The 17,951-nt window shown below is 41.4% G+C and carries 20 protein-coding genes; 6 read left to right on the top strand and 14 right to left on the bottom strand.

Annotated elements, in window-relative coordinates:
- Positions 1-6: 6 nt before the first annotated feature.
- A complete protein-coding gene (locus tag QMN06_RS02070) occupies positions 7-447 on the top strand; it encodes a cytochrome c (RefSeq protein ID WP_281970856.1) in 441 nt (146 codons plus the stop codon).
- Here the strand turns inward: QMN06_RS02070 and QMN06_RS02065 are convergent, their stop codons facing one another.
- The 8 genes from QMN06_RS02065 to QMN06_RS02030 form a co-directional block, all read right to left on the bottom strand.
- Positions 448-1,107 (bottom strand): cytochrome b/b6 domain-containing protein, encoded by a 660-nt coding sequence (locus QMN06_RS02065; RefSeq protein ID WP_281970855.1) that lies wholly within the window; start codon positions 1,105-1,107, stop codon positions 448-450.
- Between the two features lie 174 nt (positions 1,108-1,281).
- The gene (locus tag QMN06_RS02060) at positions 1,282-2,187 is read right to left on the bottom strand and encodes a polysaccharide deacetylase (protein WP_281970853.1); all 906 of its coding nucleotides are present in this window, start codon (positions 2,185-2,187) and stop codon (positions 1,282-1,284) included.
- Between the two features lie 16 nt (positions 2,188-2,203).
- Positions 2,204-3,202: a tripartite tricarboxylate transporter substrate binding protein gene (locus tag QMN06_RS02055; protein WP_281970852.1), complete on the bottom strand. Its 999-nt coding sequence runs from the start codon at positions 3,200-3,202 to the stop codon at positions 2,204-2,206.
- A 224-nt stretch (positions 3,203-3,426) separates the two neighbouring features.
- Positions 3,427-4,119 (bottom strand): outer membrane beta-barrel protein, encoded by a 693-nt coding sequence (locus tag QMN06_RS02050; RefSeq protein ID WP_281970850.1) that lies wholly within the window; start codon positions 4,117-4,119, stop codon positions 3,427-3,429.
- A gap of 107 nt (positions 4,120-4,226) precedes the next feature.
- Entirely contained in the window at positions 4,227-5,216 is a 990-nt protein-coding gene (locus QMN06_RS02045; RefSeq protein ID WP_281970848.1) for a PhnD/SsuA/transferrin family substrate-binding protein, read from the bottom strand.
- An 18-nt stretch (positions 5,217-5,234) separates the two neighbouring features.
- On the bottom strand, positions 5,235-6,194 hold the full coding sequence (locus QMN06_RS02040; RefSeq protein ID WP_281970846.1) for a tripartite tricarboxylate transporter substrate binding protein: 960 nt from the start codon (positions 6,192-6,194) through the stop codon (positions 5,235-5,237).
- Positions 6,195-6,209: 15 nt separating this feature from the next.
- On the bottom strand, positions 6,210-7,169 hold the full coding sequence (locus QMN06_RS02035) for a tripartite tricarboxylate transporter substrate binding protein (protein ID WP_281970845.1): 960 nt from the start codon (positions 7,167-7,169) through the stop codon (positions 6,210-6,212).
- A gap of 13 nt (positions 7,170-7,182) precedes the next feature.
- Positions 7,183-7,902 (bottom strand): class II aldolase/adducin family protein, encoded by a 720-nt coding sequence (locus tag QMN06_RS02030; protein WP_281970844.1) that lies wholly within the window; start codon positions 7,900-7,902, stop codon positions 7,183-7,185.
- Between the two features lie 150 nt (positions 7,903-8,052).
- Between QMN06_RS02030 and QMN06_RS02025 the strand changes: the two genes are divergently transcribed.
- Genes QMN06_RS02025 through QMN06_RS02005 form a run of 5 tightly spaced genes read left to right on the top strand, consistent with a single transcriptional unit; the run spans position 8,053 to position 12,714 of the window.
- Positions 8,053-9,039, top strand: a complete 987-nt coding sequence (locus QMN06_RS02025) for a tripartite tricarboxylate transporter substrate binding protein (protein WP_281970843.1) — start codon at positions 8,053-8,055, stop codon at positions 9,037-9,039.
- A 4-nt stretch (positions 9,040-9,043) separates the two neighbouring features.
- Positions 9,044-10,093: an amidohydrolase family protein gene (locus tag QMN06_RS02020; protein ID WP_281970842.1), complete on the top strand. Its 1,050-nt coding sequence runs from the start codon at positions 9,044-9,046 to the stop codon at positions 10,091-10,093.
- A 1-nt stretch (position 10,094) separates the two neighbouring features.
- Entirely contained in the window at positions 10,095-10,886 is a 792-nt protein-coding gene (locus tag QMN06_RS02015) for an alpha/beta fold hydrolase (protein ID WP_281970841.1), read from the top strand.
- Positions 10,887-10,900: 14 nt separating this feature from the next.
- Positions 10,901-11,866, top strand: a complete 966-nt coding sequence (locus tag QMN06_RS02010) for a tripartite tricarboxylate transporter substrate binding protein (protein WP_281970840.1) — start codon at positions 10,901-10,903, stop codon at positions 11,864-11,866.
- Positions 11,867-11,877: 11 nt separating this feature from the next.
- Positions 11,878-12,714 carry an alpha/beta hydrolase gene (locus tag QMN06_RS02005; protein ID WP_281970839.1) on the top strand — a complete coding sequence of 279 codons (837 nt, stop codon included), beginning with the start codon at positions 11,878-11,880 and terminating at the stop codon, positions 12,712-12,714.
- A gap of 2 nt (positions 12,715-12,716) precedes the next feature.
- Here QMN06_RS02005 and QMN06_RS02000 read toward each other — a convergent pair whose 3' ends face one another.
- The 6 genes from QMN06_RS02000 to QMN06_RS01975 are packed head-to-tail and all read right to left on the bottom strand — an operon-like array spanning position 12,717 to position 17,916.
- On the bottom strand, positions 12,717-13,469 hold the full coding sequence (locus tag QMN06_RS02000) for a substrate-binding domain-containing protein (protein WP_281970838.1): 753 nt from the start codon (positions 13,467-13,469) through the stop codon (positions 12,717-12,719).
- Positions 13,470-13,498: 29 nt separating this feature from the next.
- Positions 13,499-14,017, bottom strand: a complete 519-nt coding sequence (locus QMN06_RS01995; protein WP_281970837.1) for a carboxymuconolactone decarboxylase family protein — start codon at positions 14,015-14,017, stop codon at positions 13,499-13,501.
- 4 nt (positions 14,018-14,021) lie between these two features.
- Positions 14,022-14,978, bottom strand: coding sequence for a tripartite tricarboxylate transporter substrate binding protein (locus QMN06_RS01990; protein WP_281970836.1), 957 nt, complete (start codon positions 14,976-14,978; stop codon positions 14,022-14,024).
- A 27-nt stretch (positions 14,979-15,005) separates the two neighbouring features.
- The gene (locus QMN06_RS01985) at positions 15,006-15,806 is read right to left on the bottom strand and encodes an SDR family NAD(P)-dependent oxidoreductase (protein ID WP_281970835.1); all 801 of its coding nucleotides are present in this window, start codon (positions 15,804-15,806) and stop codon (positions 15,006-15,008) included.
- Positions 15,807-15,815: 9 nt separating this feature from the next.
- Positions 15,816-16,685 (bottom strand): amidohydrolase family protein, encoded by an 870-nt coding sequence (locus tag QMN06_RS01980; protein WP_281970834.1) that lies wholly within the window; start codon positions 16,683-16,685, stop codon positions 15,816-15,818.
- On the bottom strand, positions 16,672-17,916 hold the full coding sequence (locus QMN06_RS01975) for an MFS transporter (RefSeq protein ID WP_281970833.1): 1,245 nt from the start codon (positions 17,914-17,916) through the stop codon (positions 16,672-16,674). Before QMN06_RS01975 ends, QMN06_RS01980 begins: the two co-directional genes overlap by 14 nt.
- Between the last annotated feature and the right edge of the window lie 35 nt (positions 17,917-17,951).

The raw sequence follows: 17,951 nt of genomic DNA, 5'->3' as shown, positions 1-17,951 counted from the left end.
GATGTTATGAATAAATCTTTCAAAATTGCATTAGTTGCTATTTTTACAACGGTTATTGCTGGTACAGCACTCGCGCAGTTTGCAAGACCTGATGCTGCGATTAAATATCGTAAAGCCACGTTCACTGTCATGAGCACTCACTTTGCCAGAATTGGTGCTGTTGCAAAAGGCGAAGTTCCTTTTAATAAAGAAGAAGTTGCTAAAAATGCAGCCATCGTTAATGCCATGGCAAGTCTTCCTTGGCAAGCATTTGGTCCAGGAACAGAAGGCGGCGATGCTTTACCTTCTGTTTGGTCTGATGAAGCGAAGTTTAAATCTGCTCAAGAAAAACTGATCGCTGCAACTGCAAGTTTATCTAGCGCAGGTGATTTAGACGCTGTTAAAAAAGCGACAGCGAATGTTGGTGCCGCTTGCAAAAACTGTCATGACGACTTCAAAAAGAAATAATTAGGTAAGTACAAAATATCTAAATATTACGATTAGTACTATTAGCAATACCCCTGCCAGTACTCGAATCTTGACATCATCTTTAGATGCTAAGGTTTGATCTACTGGCTGATTTTTTGGATCAATTTCTTTATCCCCATAAACCATCGGTCCAATCAGATTATTCTTCTTGATTCTCTGATAATAAAAAATAGCAATGAAATGCAATGCAACAATGCCATACACCAATACATGATTGGTCTCATGAATCTGGTTCATGAATTTAACCATGTCCTCCGATAAAAACTTAGATAATGGCCCTTGAAAGCTAATCTCATCATCAGTGAATAATCCGGAACTGGCCTGCACTAATACAATGAGTAGCATGGCTATAACAGATAAAGCTCCCAGTGGATTATGGCCTAAAGGACTTACCGTTTGATCTTTTAAAAATGCTTTGAGACTAGATACTGAAGGCACGAATGATGAAAATCGTGCATGATGTGGCCCTACAAATCCCCAAATGATTCTAAAGATAACCAAGACTAATGCTGAATATCCAAAGTAACTATGCAATGTAATATTTTCTAATAAATCAGTAACTATAGCCCCTAGTACAGCGACAGCAAATAACCAATGAAACAGTCGCGTTGGCAAATCCCAAAGTCGTATTTTTTCCATTTGATTTTATCCTTTTTAGTATTTTTGTTAGTTTAAATGATAATGATTATCATTTCAAGTAACCTTACTATGTTCATGGATTTTGACTTTTTAATGAAAAGCCCCAAAGTTTTTAATGCTTTGGGGCTTAAGTCCAATACTTACTTATTTTGTGAATAACTACTTCAATACTATTTAACCGCCAGGAATAATTCCCGGAGGGAGTGTTAAGCAGTAATTTGCTACATCCATGGGTCTTGCCTTCCAAACACGATCAGCATGCGGGTGCTCTAAGCAATGTTTTAATGCTAATCTTAGATTACGTAATCTGAAGGGTTGGCCAAAAACATAAGGGTGTATCGATACATTCATAACTAATGGATGGCGCTCTGACTGCTCAATCATTTCATCAAACTGGTCAACAATCATGTCGCAAAAGTCTTTGCCATCTTGCTTACGATGAATGATGACTTGTGAGTCATTTAATTCGACTGGGTAAGGTATAGATAAGATTGGGCCACTTCTGGTCTTCATCCAAATCGGCTGATCATCCATCGGCCAATCCATTAAATACTTAAAACCTGCTTCTTTGAGTAAATCTGGGGTGTGGGATGTCTCATAAGCGCCTGCCCCCATCCAACCCATTGGAGCTGCTCCTTCGTGTTTCACAAAGGTATCCACCACTTCTTGAATCAATCTTTTTTCATCGGCTTCCCACATACCTCGCAGGTTTTCTGCATTAGTCCTGCCGTGTGCAACAAACTCATCACCACGCTTTCTAATAGCGTCCATCACTTGAGGAGCATATTCATAAAGCAAGCTATTGACGTTATGCCCAGCAGGTATACCCAATTCATCAAAGAGTTCAAAGAAACGCCAAATACCGATTCTGTTACCGTAGTCTCTCCAGGAATAATTTCTGTGGGTTTGTGGCTCACCAGTTTTTGCTGGATCGTGACCCATACCCGCACCAAAAGCAAAGCATTCAACATTGGTTGTCATCACAAAAGCTAAACGTTTGCCCTCCGGCCAGCTATAGTCTTTTCGCTCTGGAAGAGGAATGTAATCATAACGTTGATGTTTGGGTAATAAATTAGTCATTGATATTCTCAGTCTATTAATCAATGTGTGCGCCTGCCACTTTGACAGCCTGCACCATTTTAGTCACATCTTGATTCATTTGGGCCGTAAACTCAACAGGTGTATTGATAATCGGATCTGCTCCAATCGATGCGTACACTTGGCGCATATCTAGACTATTGACCACTTCAGCGAAAATTTGATTGATTTTTTTCACCAAATCAGGTGACATACCTTTGGGGCCCAATATCCCACTATATAAAACGAATTCATAACCAGGTATGCCAGCCTCACCAATCGTTGGCACGTCAGGCGCGGCGCCTACTCTTTTTTTGGTAGTAACGCCGAGTGCAATTAATTTTTTACCTTGAACTAAACTGAGTGCTGGGGGCATTGTCGAGAATGTAAAGCCAACATCGCCCGCTAAAACGGCTTGTGTTGCTGGTGAACTTCCTTTAAATGGCACATGAACTGGAGTGATCCCTAAGGTCTTGTTAAATGTCTCAGCGGCTAAATGAGGGATAGTTCCATTACCTGAGGATGCATAGGCTAAAGCATCACCTTTTGACTTAGCATACGGAATAAATTCTTTAAGGGAACTCACTTTTAAGCTTGGGTTTACTACCAACATCAGGGGTGTTGAAGCAACTAGGGTAATTGGTGAAAAATCTTTAATTAAGTCATACGGTAAGTTTTTGTATAGCCCAACATTAATGGCATGCGTAGTCATATCCTGTAAAAACAAGGTATAGCCATCGGGTGCAGATTTGGAAACAAAATCTGCGGCAATCGTAGTCCCAGCACCAGGTTTGTTTTCTACAATGACGCCATGGCCAATAACATTCGATAATTTGGCTGCTAGCGCTCTTCCTAATACATCAGATATTCCGCCAGCAGAAAATCCTACAATTAAGCGAATCGGCTTATTAGGGTATGAACTGACATCTTGAGCTTGAGTTAAAGTACCTGCAAAAACACCTAAAAATATAAATACCGAACATATAAACTTTTTATAAACTGCTACGGATGTTTTCATTGATTTCCTCAAATGGTTGAAAGTGATGATGTACTCGACAGCACATTACAAGATTAACTGATTTGATTGGCCTAAGGAAAATTTGTATGCACTTTTTTGAACACATCTGAATGAAAATGCACTCGTAAGCAACATATATTATTGAGAATCAATTGAAGACTAATCAGAGATCAAACCAAAAAAATCCCCACCGAAGTGAGGATTTAAGCATTGATACTGTCTTCTTAGAATTTATAACCGATACCAAATTTGATTTCCATTGCGCTGGCTGAAACAGTACCGTTGTTAACAGCTGTAGAAGTTATTGTTGAGGCAAAAAAGTTTGTTGGTAAATCACCGTCACCATATTTCGCATAGGCAACTTCTGCAAATCCATAGAGGTTTTTATCAAAATTGCGCGTATAACCAGCGGCGAACATCATTCCTGTTAAATTGACTGACGCTGAGTCTACATTGGTTGACAAGCCTGTATAACCAACTTTTCCGTAAACCGTACTATCCTTATCAATGACATACGATGGTTTAACAAATAATGAATAGGCATTGTTAAACCAATATCTACCCTGAGTAGTCTTTCCTAAAGGATTAACAGTCAGGGATTGATCACCTGTCTTACTATTAAATGGAGCATACGTTCCACCTACACCGATTAACCAACTATCATTGATTGCATAATCATAGCCAAGTCCTAAAAAGAATAACGGAGTATTTAAATTATCAGCTGAAGTAGTATATGAAGTCGTATATGCAGATGCGCCCGTAATAGTTCCACCAGAAGCTGTTGTTTTAACCTGAGCGTAACCAGCTCCTAATTCAGCTTTAAATCCCTCAAAGTTTTTTGCTTGAGCTGATGCGAAAATAGGGCTTGCTAATAATGCTGCGCCAACTGTAGCGATAATTAAATGTTTCATATACATATCCTTTAAAAAAATTTATCCAGTAATTATAATCAATTTATAGCAATAACCTATTAGGGCTTTTACCTAGTTCATCAATATGTTGTTTTTAAACAATGTACTTTAATTTAGACTTTAACCCGCTCTAGAACCTCTTTGACAAAGATTTCTTCTGGCTTCATATGGCGCTTGGTAATTCCTTGCTCAAAGGCATACTGAGTAAACGCTTCTAGAGTGCTTCTATTCCCCTCAATACCATAAGGCCAATAATCCTCGCCCATGATGTTTTTAGATATTTGGGTATAGTCAGGCACCCATGGAATTGGGTAATAAGAAGCCGTAATGTCTGAGGCTCTTTCTAAAGATCTTTCTTTTGCCTCTTCAAAGGCATTCATTAAATTCCCGGCAATCCAAGGGTTTTTCTCATAGGTTTCACGTTTGATAGCGATGACGTGCATGATCGGAAAAATGTTGGTCTTTTCCCAATACGCCATTTCTAACTCACGATAGTTCGGCAGCAAGCGCTCAATTTGATCACCATGCTGTAAAAAAGCATTGGGTGGCCTTGCACTTAAGGCTGCATCAATTTGTCCATCGAGAAGCATTTGAGATAGTGAGTTTTCTGGCTTTGCGGTATAACGAATCCCGTGGGGTAACTGTAATGTCACTTTTTCTTTTCTGCCTGGATCATTCACGCCTGCCTGAAACCATTCAATACTCGTCAAATCAACGCCGTATTCATGCGCTAATAAACCTCGTGAATAAATGGACGCCGTTTGAGCCCACTCAGGAATACCAACTTTTTTCCCTGCTAGGTCTTGGGGTGTTTTAATCCCAGAATTTTTTCTGACGTAAATGGAGGAATGACGAAATGCTCGTGACGGAAATACTGGAATCAATACTAACCAAGGATTCTCTTGCGAAACTAAAGAAAGTGCTTTGGCAAAAGATACTTCGGATACATCAAACTCATGATATTTAATAAACCGGAAAAAGGTTTCTTCAATCGATAAATTGATCGCATGAATATCAATACCTTCAGCACGGACTCGACCGTTCGTGAAATCTCTCAGTTGATCGTAATCGCCAATGGCGACTGATAGTTGTAAATTGGACAAAGTAAAACTCCTTGCTGATTAATCTAACTGTAAATTCAAACTGCGAATGATTGTGCTGTATTTGTTTTGATCTTTTTTCATCAAGTTTGCAAACTCTTCAGGAGTTGTAATAAGGGGTTCAATGCCGCCTGCTTTATTTAAAGCTTCGATCATGCCTGGATCTTTCAAGGCTTTATTCACTTCCGTACGCAGTTTCTGAACAATCGCATCCGGCACATCTTTAGACGCAAATAATCCAATCCAAATCGTGTTATCAAAGCCAGGATAAGTTTCAGCGATGGTTGGGACATCAGGCATTTCTTTTGATCTTTTCACCCCAGATACTGCAAGTGCTTTTAACTTGCCTGATTTGATCAAACCAGCATTCGATGTTCCAGAAAACATCGCAACACTATCGCCTCCCATAGTAGCAGTCGTGGCTTCAACTCCTCCCTTAAAGGGAATATGAAGTAAGTCGATGCCTGAGCGAGCTTTAAGCATTTCCATCGTTAAGTGATGCTGACTACCATTCCCGCCTGATGCATAGGCAGGGGCTGGCTTTGTCTTTTTCACATAGTCGACAAATTCTTTTAGGTTGTTTGCGGGTACTTTGGGATTGATTGCCAATACAAATTCATTGGCAGCTAAGGTTGCTACTGGTTTAAATTCTTTATTCGCATCTGGTACTTTTTTATACAAAAATGGATTGATGACAAACAAGCTATCCATGCCCACTAAAAGAGTGTAGCCATCAGGCACTGCATGTGAAACAAAATCCGCAGCTATATTGCCGTTCGAGCCCACTTTGTTTTCGACAAAAACAGATAGTCCTAATTGCTTTGTCAACGTTGCAGCTAAAGATCTCGCCACAAGGTCTGGAGCACCGCCAGGAGGAATTGGAGATATGAGACGTATTGGCTTTTCAGGATACTGTTGCGCCTGCACAGAAGACACTCCGACGCAAAGCATCACGCCAGCAATGATTAACTTTTTAAACATAAGTACGATGTTAAATTAATCGGCTTTAATGTTGGCAGATTTGACTAATTTGGCATAACTCACTAAATCGTTACGGATTAATTTAGCAAGATCTGAACCGTTACCACGATATGACTCAACACCTGCATTCGATAAATTTTGCTTCACTTCAGGCTCATCTAATATCCTGTTCACTTCATTCTGAATTTTAGTCACAATATCTGCTGGCATATTTGCTGGTCCCATTAAGGCATACCAAACTGCAAAGTCCATATCTTTAATACCCTGCTCTTTAAATGTCGGATTATCCGGCATCAAAGCATAACGATGTGCGGTAGTCACGCCAACCGAATTGAGTCGCCCAATCTTGACGTACTGAGATACTAAGTTGGCACTCACAATGGCTAATTCTATTTGGCCACCAACCACATCAGTAACTGCTGGAGCACAGCCTTTATAACCGATGTGTGAGGCCTTTACGCCAGTTTGTTCTTTAATGATTTCAACCATAAAGTGCTGTGGTGTCCCTACTCCACAAGAACCATAATTGATACCTGTAGGATTTTTCTTGGAGTACTCAATCAAATCTTTGAGATTCTTAATCTTTGTTTTTTCTGCGGCAGCTAAAGACATTGGGGTTAAGCCCAACAACATAATTGGTGTAAGGTCTTTTTCAGGGTCGTAATTTAACTTACCGGCTAAAGCGGCACTGGTCACCATCGTTGAATTTTGTAACAACAAGGTATAACCATCATTCGGTGAGCGAACGACTGCTTCGCTACCTATGTTGCCGGAGGCTCCTGGGCGGTTATCCACCACAATAGCTTGGCCCCATAAATTTTGTAATTTCACGCCAATTTGTCGTGCCAATATATCTGATCCACCGCCAGTGGCATAAGGCACAATTAATTTAATAGGCTTGTTAGGATAGTTGCTCTGCGCTTGGACGTTTGCAACAAGTAATAAACCAACAATGATAGATAGTATCTTTTTCATGGCAAAAACCTTTTTAAATTAAGCCTTCTTCTTGTTGACACCACAAATCCCAAGCCCGCTTGATCTGGCCTTCATTGGTATTCATGGCATTGTGGGCTTCTTTGTCATTTAAGAACGTAATCGGTGAATTAAAGGACATGGATGTGAGTTGTAATTTGGCATTGGACTCAGCATAGTAGGCTCTAAATACAGCTACTTCAACCGTTGGGGCAGCAATTGTCGCGCCATGACCGCGCATTAAAACAAAGTTCTTACGTCCAAGAGATGTTGCTAATGCCTCTCCGAGATTTCTGTCTCGAATGAGTAAGTCATTGTCCTCGCCGACAGCATCTCGAATCTCAAATCTTGCAACTCCACCTCCTAAAAAGCCACTCATGTGATAAATGGGCTTTAGCTCAACATCCGTCACTCCAAATGGAATGATATTGGCTGAGTGACTGTGCACAACAGACATCACATCTGGACGTTGGCGATAAATTTCACTATGGATATACCGCTCTAAATAGGAGCGTTTGTCTGTCTCCATCGCTAATTCACCTTGCATGTCATAAATCAAGATGTCTTCAGGAGCAACTAACGCTGGCGCACGGTTGCAGGAGAGTAAAAAGTGGTCAGGAGAATTATCCATCCTGGCACTGATATGGCCAAAACCATCCAAAATGCCTAATTTATAAAGGATTCTATTCGCTTTTGCGACCTTTTCGACTAGATCGGGATTTGCTTGAAGTGCCATAAATAAATCTCCATATAATATTTTTGATTTTGAATCATCATATCACTTTTGGCTGTGACTTCTATTCACATTCAAGCTCTTTTTGTTTCATAGAATTCCTAAGTACCCTTGTTTCAAAATAGATTAAACTCATCAAATAAGGAGACATTTATGCCAAAAAGAATATATCAATTATTCTGTGCAATCGTTTTTTGCACAGTTACAATCAGTCCATCATTCGCTCAATCTTCCGCAGCAAACTATCCCAATAAGGTGGTTACTCTGGTTGTGCCATTTACCTCAGGAAGTGGCAGCGATACGATTTCACGCATTATTAGCCCAAAACTTAGTGAACGATGGAAACAACCGGTGATTGTTGATAATCGTGCTGGTGCAAGTGGCAATATTGGGACGGACCATGCTGCTAAGGCAACTCCGGATGGCTATACCATTCTGATGGCAATTGATACGATGACGATGACGCCAGCGGTTTATAAAACATTGCCTTTTGATCCTATCAAGGATTTAGATCCTATCGCGCGTCTTGCTACATCGAGCTACGCCTTAGCTGTCACCAATACATTACCAGTTAAAGATGTTAATTCCTTACTTGCTCTTATCAAGAGTAAGCCAGGACAACTCAATTATGGATCCCCAGGTAATGGCACTCCTCACCATTTGTCGATGGAATTATTAAAGAGTTTAAAAGGTATTGATATCGTTCACGTCCCCTATAAGGGTATCGCTGGTGCAACTACTGACTTAATTGGTGGTCAAGTTCAAGTGATGTTTGCAACGTTTAACTCGATGATTCCGTTTGCTAAGGCTGGGAAACTAAAAATGATTGCCGTCACAGGTGCTAAGCGCTCAGACCTCATGCCTGATGTCCCTACTTTTACTGAACAAGGAATCCCAGAATTAGAAAACCTCTATCCTTGGTACGGGGTTCTTGTTCCTGCAGGTACTCCAAAAGATATACAAAATAAAATCTATAACGACTATACCGCTGTCATGAAACTGCCTGAAGTTGAAAAACAACTCAACGACCTCGGTATCCAAGTTCGACTTTCAACAGGCGATCAACTCAAAGACATTATCCAATCCGACATAGCCCGTTGGAAAAAAGTAGTAAAAGACGCCAATATTCAAGCTAATTAAATCTATGACAAATCCTACACAATCTTCCCAGCCAGTTATCGATATCTATAACCATGTAATGCCGCCTCTCTATATGGAGGAGTTGAAGAAATACAGTAAAGATCCTGGCTTACTGAAAAGAATGTCCTCGCTTCGTCTGCTGTGGGATATTCCTGCGCGTGTTGAAATGCTCAAAAAATGGCCTCAAGTCAAACAAGTTTTAACCCTTGCAGTGCCCTCACCTGAAATGTTAGTTGACGGAGATTTATCTCCGAAGTTAGCGCGAATTGCAAACGAAGGTATGTATGAGATGTGCCAAACTTGGCCAGATTTTTTCCCCTGCTTTGCTGCGACTTTGCCAATGAACAATCCGCAGGCAGCTCTAGAAGAAATGGATTACGCGATTAAGAATTTTGGTGCCCGTGGCGTTCAAGTTCTCTCAAGTGTCAATGGTGTTGCGCTTGATCATCCAGATTACTTCCCTATCTTTGAGCGGATGGCGAATCATCATCAATTGCCGATTTGGATGCACCCGATCCGTTTAGCTAAAAAGCCAGATTACGTGGATGAGGAAAAATCAAGATACGAAGTTTGGCAAGTGCTCGGCTGGCCTTACGAGACAAGTGTTGCCATGTCGCGTATTGTCTTCTCTGGTCTACTTGAAAAATTACCGAATCTCAAAATGATTACACATCATTGTGGTGGCATGATTCCGTTTTTTGGTGGTCGTGCTGAAACCTTGTGGGCACAACTCGGTTCACGGAGTGCAGATAATAGCGAAGCTGATGTTCTGAAATCTTTAAGTAAACCGCCGATTGATTATTTCAAAATGTTTTATGGCGATACGGTTCTTGGTGGTTCTGCTTCCGCACTGCGTTGTGGCCTCGACTTTTTTGGAACTGAGCACGTGGTATTTGCAAGTGACTGCCCTTTTGATCCGGAAGGTGGGGAGATGTATATTCGTGAAGGAATTAACTCGGTTTTTGCCGTCGGTCTTTCTCCACAAGAAATCCATCAAGTTTGCTGCTCTAACGCAAACGAGTTAATGAAAACGACTCTTTTTTCAGGAAAATAATATGTTGATCGAAACCAATGGCATACAGACACACTATGTAATCGATGGTGATGCATCAAAACCATGGCTCACCATGGTTACTGGCATTACGAACGATACTTCGATGTGGGATGGTCAAATTGATACCTTAAAAAATGATTTTCATATCCTGCGTTATGACTTGCGTGGTCAAGGAAAATCATCTAGCACCCACGGCGCCTATTCTGTTGAATTACTCTGTGATGATTTACTCGCTTTGTGGGATAAATTAGATATTAAAAAAAGTCATTTAACGGGTCTTGGGCTTGGTGGATCCATTTGTTTAGCTATGGGTATTAATCACTCCGACAGAATCCTCAAATTAGTTCCATGTTGCTGCAGATCAAAAATGGTTCCTGGCTTTGCCAGTATGTGGCATGGCCTGTTAGATCAGGTTAAAAAGGATGGTATCGAATCGATTGTTGAAAATACAGCACAACGCTGGTTTTCTGATAGCTTTAAAACGCAGTATCCTGAAAAACTAGACGCAGTTCGACAAATGATTCGTGGGACAAGTGCCGACGGATACCATGGCGTTGTGAGTGCTTTTATTCATTTGAATATAGAAAGTGATTTAGGAAAAATCACAGTACCAACGATGCTCATGGGTGGTGCAGAGGACAAAGTGGGTGGCCCTGAAGATATCATGCGTGAAATCACTGCACACATTCCTGGTGCGACGTATAGTCCTGTTCCTGGTGCTGCTCATATTGCAAACCTACAAAACCCAAGTGGCTTTAATGACATCCTTTATCGCTTTTTAACTCAGGCTTAAAACAGGGACTTACCATGAAATCTTTCTTTAAAAAAATTACCCTACTTAGTTTGTTATTGATGTTTCAGGCGCATGCAGATATTTATCCTTCAAAAATGATTCGTATTGTCGAGCCAGCCGGTCCAGGAAGTGCTGTCGATAATGCTGCGCGTGATCTTACCCAAGGGATGTCTGATCTATTAGGGCAACAAGTGATTATTGATAATAAGCCAGGAGCGAATAGTGCGATTGGTGCCAATGAAGTAGCAAGGGCACCAGCGGATGGTTATACCTTGCTCCATGGCAATGTGAATAATGCTTTGAATGATTTACTGCTCAAAAATAATTGCTGTAAATTAGGTGAGGCCCTGATTCCTGTGACCCGAGTAGTGAGCGTGCCTTTAGTCATGGTTGTTCATCCTTCATTACCGGTGAACAATATTAAAGAATTTATTGCTCTTGCAAAATCCGATCCTAAAAAAATCACGAATGCTTCTGGTGGTGCTGGTTCCATTACCCAACTTTTAGGTGAATTAACAAAATCAAAAGCTGGTATCTCTATGACAGAGATTCCTTACAAAGCCATCGGCGCTGAAATGCCTGATCTTCTCGGTGGGCATGTCATGGTGGCATACTTAAATCCTGTAGTGATTGCGCAGCATATTAAATCAGGTAAATTAAAAGCCCTTGGGGTTGCTGGAAATAAAAGAATCTCTATCATGCCCGATGTACCAACTCTTGCAGAGGCTGGACTGCCTGGTGTTGAAGGTGCCGGATGGAACGGTATTTTTGTTCCGAAAGGCACTCCTGATGCGGTAGTAAAGCGTTTATTTGCGGAACTAAATAAGGTAATGAACACGCGTACTTATAAAGAAAAAGCCGCAACTTATGGATATGACGTCGGTAGTGACAACCCCGCTCAGTTTGGTCAATTTGTGAAAGATGAAATTACCAAGTGGGGCAAAGTGATTAAAGATGCCAATATTAAGATTGAAAATTAAGAAAGTTTTTTATGCCTTTTGCAAGTATCCGCTCTGTTCAAATATTTTATGAAACATTTGGTGATCATGGGCCGTGGTTAGCCCTTAATTCTGGTGGACGAAATAGTCATGCTGAAATGGCTCCTTTTGCAAAGCAAATTGCCGAACAAGGCTTTCGTGTTCTAGTGCATGATCGTCGTAATACGGGCGCATCGCAAATGCTGTTCGAAGGCACTGATGGCGAGGAAGAAATTTGGGCGGATGATCTTTATGAACTCATGCAATCTCTCAACGCCCTTCCTGCTTATTTTGGCGGCTCTTCCGCTGGTGCACGTTTATCGATGCTGATGCGCAGAAGACATCCTGAGGCGGTCAAAGGGCTTCTTTTGATGCGTGTCACTGGTGGTGCTTTTGCCGCCGGCAGATTACCCAATATGTATTATTTACAATTTATCAAAGCTGCTCAAGAAAACGGTATGGAAGGCGTATGTCATACAGATTGGTATAAAGAACGCCTAGCTCTGAACCCAAGCAATCGGGATTACCTAATGTCTCTTGATCCAAAAGATTTTATTGCACAACAAGAGTATTGGCTCAGTAAATTTTTACAGGGGCCAAGATCACCGGTCATGGGCATGGAGAACGCAGAGTTGGCGCAGTTTAATTTACCTGTCTTAATTGTTCCTGGAAATGATAAAACGCATGCTAGCGAAAATGGTATTGCGGCTCATCAATTGATTCCAGGTAGTGAGTTATATCAATTACCCACTACGGATCAAGATGTCGATTTAATTGCTTTTCCGCTTTGGAAGGAATTTTATCCTCTGCTGACCAAGCGCTTTGTCGAATTCATGCGCGCCCATCCCTGAAATTACCAAGCAGGATCAAGGCCAAATTTTTTGATAAATGGCACTGCAGCATCCGATTGTAGTGTCTTCATCCAAGCTTTTGTGGCAGCAACGTCTCCCACTTTTTCATGGATACCAAAGGCAAAGGTAGTAATGCTCTGAATCTCCGCTGGCAACGGTCCAACAAAGTCGATGGCAGGAACTGCCAGAATCTCAGGCACTTGCTGAAGTCCAATCTCAGCTTCGCCACGCTGTACAACTGCACCGACTGGTTCCCCTTGAATGACTTTTAACTTAGGGGCAAGTTGGGCTGTAATACCCATTTTTTCAAAAAGAGACACTAAATAAACGCCACTAGGTCCAGTTGAGTAAGCTACTGATTTAGCATTAAGCAATGCGGTTTTAACAGCTTCTGCAGTACTGAGATCAGGCTTGACTGATCCTTTTTGCATACCTATTCCAATTCCAGACTTGACGTAATTCTGACGTGAACCCGCCTGTAATTTACCTAATTTGGTCAACTCATCAATACCTGATCCAGCGATGATGACTAAATCTGCAGCTTCTCCACCCTTGAGGCGATTCATGATTTCAACGGTGGGTAACCATAAGGTGGTGACCTTGTGACCTGTGGATTTCTCAAAATCAGGCACCATCGCTAAATAAGCATCTTTAAATGCAACGGAAGAAATAACTTTGATTTCAGATGCCATTGCAGAACTCCCCATTAAACCAACTACACAAGCAATTGCAATCATGATTTTTTTGATGTTCATACATGTCTCCTCGTAAGCTTTCTTTTTAATTAATGTCCAACATGTAAAGCATTTAATAATCGCGACACCATGTTGTATGCTGAAATAGTTGTGACTACCTCTAAAATTTCGCGATCATTAAAGTGGACTTTGACCTGGTCATACAATGCATCCGGTACCTGAATATCTCTGGTCATCACATCTGTCAATTCCATCACTAGTATTTCTACTTCAGTAAAGCCAGAAGTTATTTTTTCTTGTTGAACTAAAGTGATTTGCTCTTCAGATACCCCTGCATTGATTGCATGTGGGCGATGAGCATCAAATTCATAATTCGCACGATTCAGAACGGCGACCCTTAAAATCATGAGCTCTTTTAAACTTGCTGGTAAAGAACTGCGATTACGCACTGCTGTTAGCAATGCTTCCCAGCCTTTGGCAATTTCAGGGCTATTGAGCAGGGTGCGATAAAGGGGTGAGATTCTACCCCGCTCTTGAAGAATATTCGCTTCAATCTCAGCCAGTTCTGGTCGAGTTCCTGGTTCTACTTCTTGGATTCTTTTAGTCATCTTTTTACTCAGGTTTGATATTTTTAGCTTTAATCAATTTAGTCCATTTGTTAATGTCATTTTTCACTATAGTGCCTAATTCATCAGCACTTGATCCAACAGGATCAGCACCGGACTGTAACAAACGATTTTTAATATCTTCTTGCGCGAGTACTTTTTTCACAGCCGCATTGATACGATCAATTTCAGCTTTGGATGTGCCAGCTTTGGCAAAAAGTGCGTACCAGTTATTCGAATCAACACCAGGAACACCCATTTCCGCAAAAGTCTTTACATCTGGTAACGCTGGACTTCGTTTTGGTGCTGCGATACCGATTGGCTTTAACTTGCCTGATTTAATGTAACCAATTAATCCAGGGATGTCGCCGAAGAATCCATCTACGTGCCCGCCGAGAACATCGGTAATAGCTGGTGCGGCACCTTTATAGGGGATATGCAATAACTTACCCTTCGTTGAGTCCGCAAGTTGCTCCATGGCTAAATGGGGAACACTACCTGTACCAGAAGATGCCATCGTCACTTCTTTTTGTTTAGAAATCGCCACAAATTCTCCGCCTGTATTGGCAGGGTTATTTGGGTTGACTACCAATACTTCAACGTTATTCACCACCAATGAAATAGGAGCAAAATCACGCAGTGGGTTGTAGGATAACTTTTCATAAAGTCCGGGATTAATAGCAACTGCGCCAGCACTGGTAAACCAAAGAACTTTGCCATCTGCTGGAGCATTCATCATATATTCCGCAGAGATTGAGCCATTACCACCTGGTTTGTTATCAATAATAATTTGTGCTCCAAGTTCTTTACCTAAGGGCTCAGCAATGGTTCGTGCTACAAAATCAACTGGGCCTCCCGGCGGAAAAGCAACTAACATCTTGATGGTATTCGACTGTGCGAAAGAACTACTTGCGACGACAAGGCCGATTGAAGCGAACACTACTTGAATAGCTAACTTTTTCATATCTCTCATTTCAGTAAAAGAATTTTGTTAATCACATTTAGCGGACATACCGCCATCTACAACAATTTCTGTTCCAGTAATAAATCTTGCTTCCTCAGAGGCTAAGAATACGGCCGCATTGGCGGTATCCATGCCATCCCCCATAAACGGTAGTGGAATCCGCGCTTGACGCTGCTCTAAAATCGTTGCTACATCACCACCCGTTCTTTGCTTAGCTAATCTAGTCTCAACCATTGGCGTATGTAATTGACCAGGAACAATGGTATTCACACGAATACTTTGTTTGGCGTATTGCACTGCCAATACTTTCGAGAATTGAATAATTCCAGCCTTCGTTGCTGCATAGGCAATTTGCGCAGATCCTGTCCAGCGGGTTCCTGAAGTTGATGCCATATTAATAATGGCTCCAGAACCCTGTTCAATCATGTGGGGTAAGGTGTATTTACAAGTTAAAAACACGCTCTTTAAGTTGTAATCGACCTGAGTATCCCAAACCTCTTCCGACATTTCTACTGGACCACCTTTAGCAGAACCGCCAACGTTATTCACCAGAATATCAATCCGGCCAAACTTCTCAATACAGTCTTGTACCATCTTTTCGATAGAGGCTGATTGCATCACATCCACAATTCCGGTTTTGATCTGAGAGACAGCATCGCCAGCATACGTCAAAGTTTCATCTAATCTTGCTTGATCAATATCTGCGGCATAGACTTGTGCGCCTTCTTGAGCAAAACGAACAGTCATTGCACGACCATTACCCCAGCCCGGACCAACAGATCCAGCCCCGGTAATTAATGCAATTTTTCCTTGTAGACGATTTGACATTATTCTTCTTTATTGATGTTTAAATTGGTAAAAACTTTCGGGATTGGAAACCATTATATGCTCGATTTTTTTATCAGAGTCCGCAATTTGACTAATGGTATCTACTAAAATTTCATCATGAGGGATGTGGTGGTGATTTGGATGTGGCCAGTCGGTTCCCCAAACGCATTTTTCTGTAAAACGATCCACTAATATTTTGGCAAGTTTTACTCCTTCAGTGTAATCACTGCTGCTCACAATACGATCTACACCACTAACTTTCATGTGCATCTTTGGATCATCCATCAACTTTAATAATGCTTCAAAATCTTCATGATGTGGTCCTTTATTAGCGTCAACACGTCCCATGTGATCAATCATGACTGGAGCAGCAGATTGCTTTAACTGTGGCGCCAACTCATGTACCAAGTCACTGCTAAAGTGTACTTGGAGATGCATACCTAATGGCTCTAAGCGTTTACTTAACGCCAGGATATCTTCCATCGAATCACTATTTTTCAGATGCGCCATAAAGTTAAAACGTACTCCACGAAAACCTTGTTGATACATATCTTTCAGTTCCGCACTTGTCACTTTTGCTGAGGATAATGCCACACCAAAATAAGATCCTGGCTTTGCCTGCATGGCATCGACCACAACCGAATTATCAAAACCATGTAATGCTGTTTGGACGATGACACAACGCTCAATACCTAAGGTGTGATGCAAAGCAAATAGTTTTTCTTTAGGAGCGTCTACTGGCGTGAATGAACGATCTGGTAAGTAGGGAAATCGCTCTGCAGGTCCAAAGATATGGCAATGGGCATCGCAAGATAAAGCTGGTAATTTGAGTTTGGGTACTTGCACGTCTTCCCAATAGGTTCTTTTAAGTTCCGTCATGTCGATCCTTTTTTTCGAGTAAATCTTGAATATGTAAATTTCGAATAGGTGCGCAAAATTGATAAAAACCAATTGCGACTAAAAGGGTTACAAATCCGCCAAAAGCAATCGAGGGAACAAGTCCTAATATGCTTGCCGCAAACCCAGACTCTAGTGCGCCTAGTTCATTGGAAGAGCCCACGAATATACCATTAATGGAACTGATTCGACCCCGCATATGATCTGGGGATGTTAATTGAAAAATGGCGATCCGAACCACGACAGATACTGAGTCAAAGCAGCCCGTCAGAAACAGAAAAAAAGCACTCATCCATACCGTGGTCGATAAACTAAAACAAATAATGGAGATCCCAAATCCAGCAACTCCAACCAAGACATATTTTCCAGAGTTAATCAAAATAGGATTTCTAGCAAAATAAAATCCTGTCAGAATAGCGCCAATCGCTGGAGCTGCACGTAATATTCCAAGGGTTTCAGGGCCTTGATGCAAGACTTCTTTTACAAAGGCTGGCAACATCGACACCGCACCCCCAAATAAAACAGCTAACATATCAATGCTCATAGCAGACAAAATCAGTCGATGATTTTTGACATAGACAATACTCTCTTTAAAACTTTCCCAAAATGGGGCTGTATTTTTTTCTCTTTTTAAATTTTTCAAATGCACCATAAATACGCCATACTGACCTAGAAGCGCACATAGTCCGGCAATGAAGTAGGTATAGTCCAAGCCAATTGTGGCAATAAAGATTCCGGCTAACGCTGGTCCAGTGACCACACATGCCTGAAACGCCGATGAGGCATAAGCGGAATATTTTGGTGTTAAATCGCGAGGTATCACTTGCCCAAAAATGGACTGATAGGCCGGTCTTAATAAGGCTCTGCCAACGCCTAAAATCGCTACCGATAAATAAATATAAAACTCAGCTGGCTCAAAGATGCCGCGTGCGACAAACATCAAAAAAATACCAATCGCTACATGCATCACACTAGAAATAGTTGCAATCATTCTCCTAGAGTGCGTATCGACCCAATGCCCAGCAAATAAGGCAAAGATGAAATATGGAATTAGTTCAGCTAATCCGAGTAAGCCTAATGACATCACACTATTGGTGATATCAAATAGATGCCACCCGACAGCAACCATCAACATTTGATAACTGAGGGTACTTCCTACTCGGTAAATAAGGGTGGCAGTAAAGTCGCGACGTATGGCTGGCGTGGATTCCATAACGACAGTTTAAGCGAAGTAAGTGTTCAACTCGA

Origin of the sequence: Polynucleobacter sp. SHI8 (assembly GCF_027944005.1) — a bacterium.
GTDB lineage: Bacteria > Pseudomonadota > Gammaproteobacteria > Burkholderiales > Burkholderiaceae > Polynucleobacter.
The sequence above is the reverse complement of the archived record's forward strand: the minus strand, read 5'-3'. Positions and strand labels throughout refer to the sequence as shown.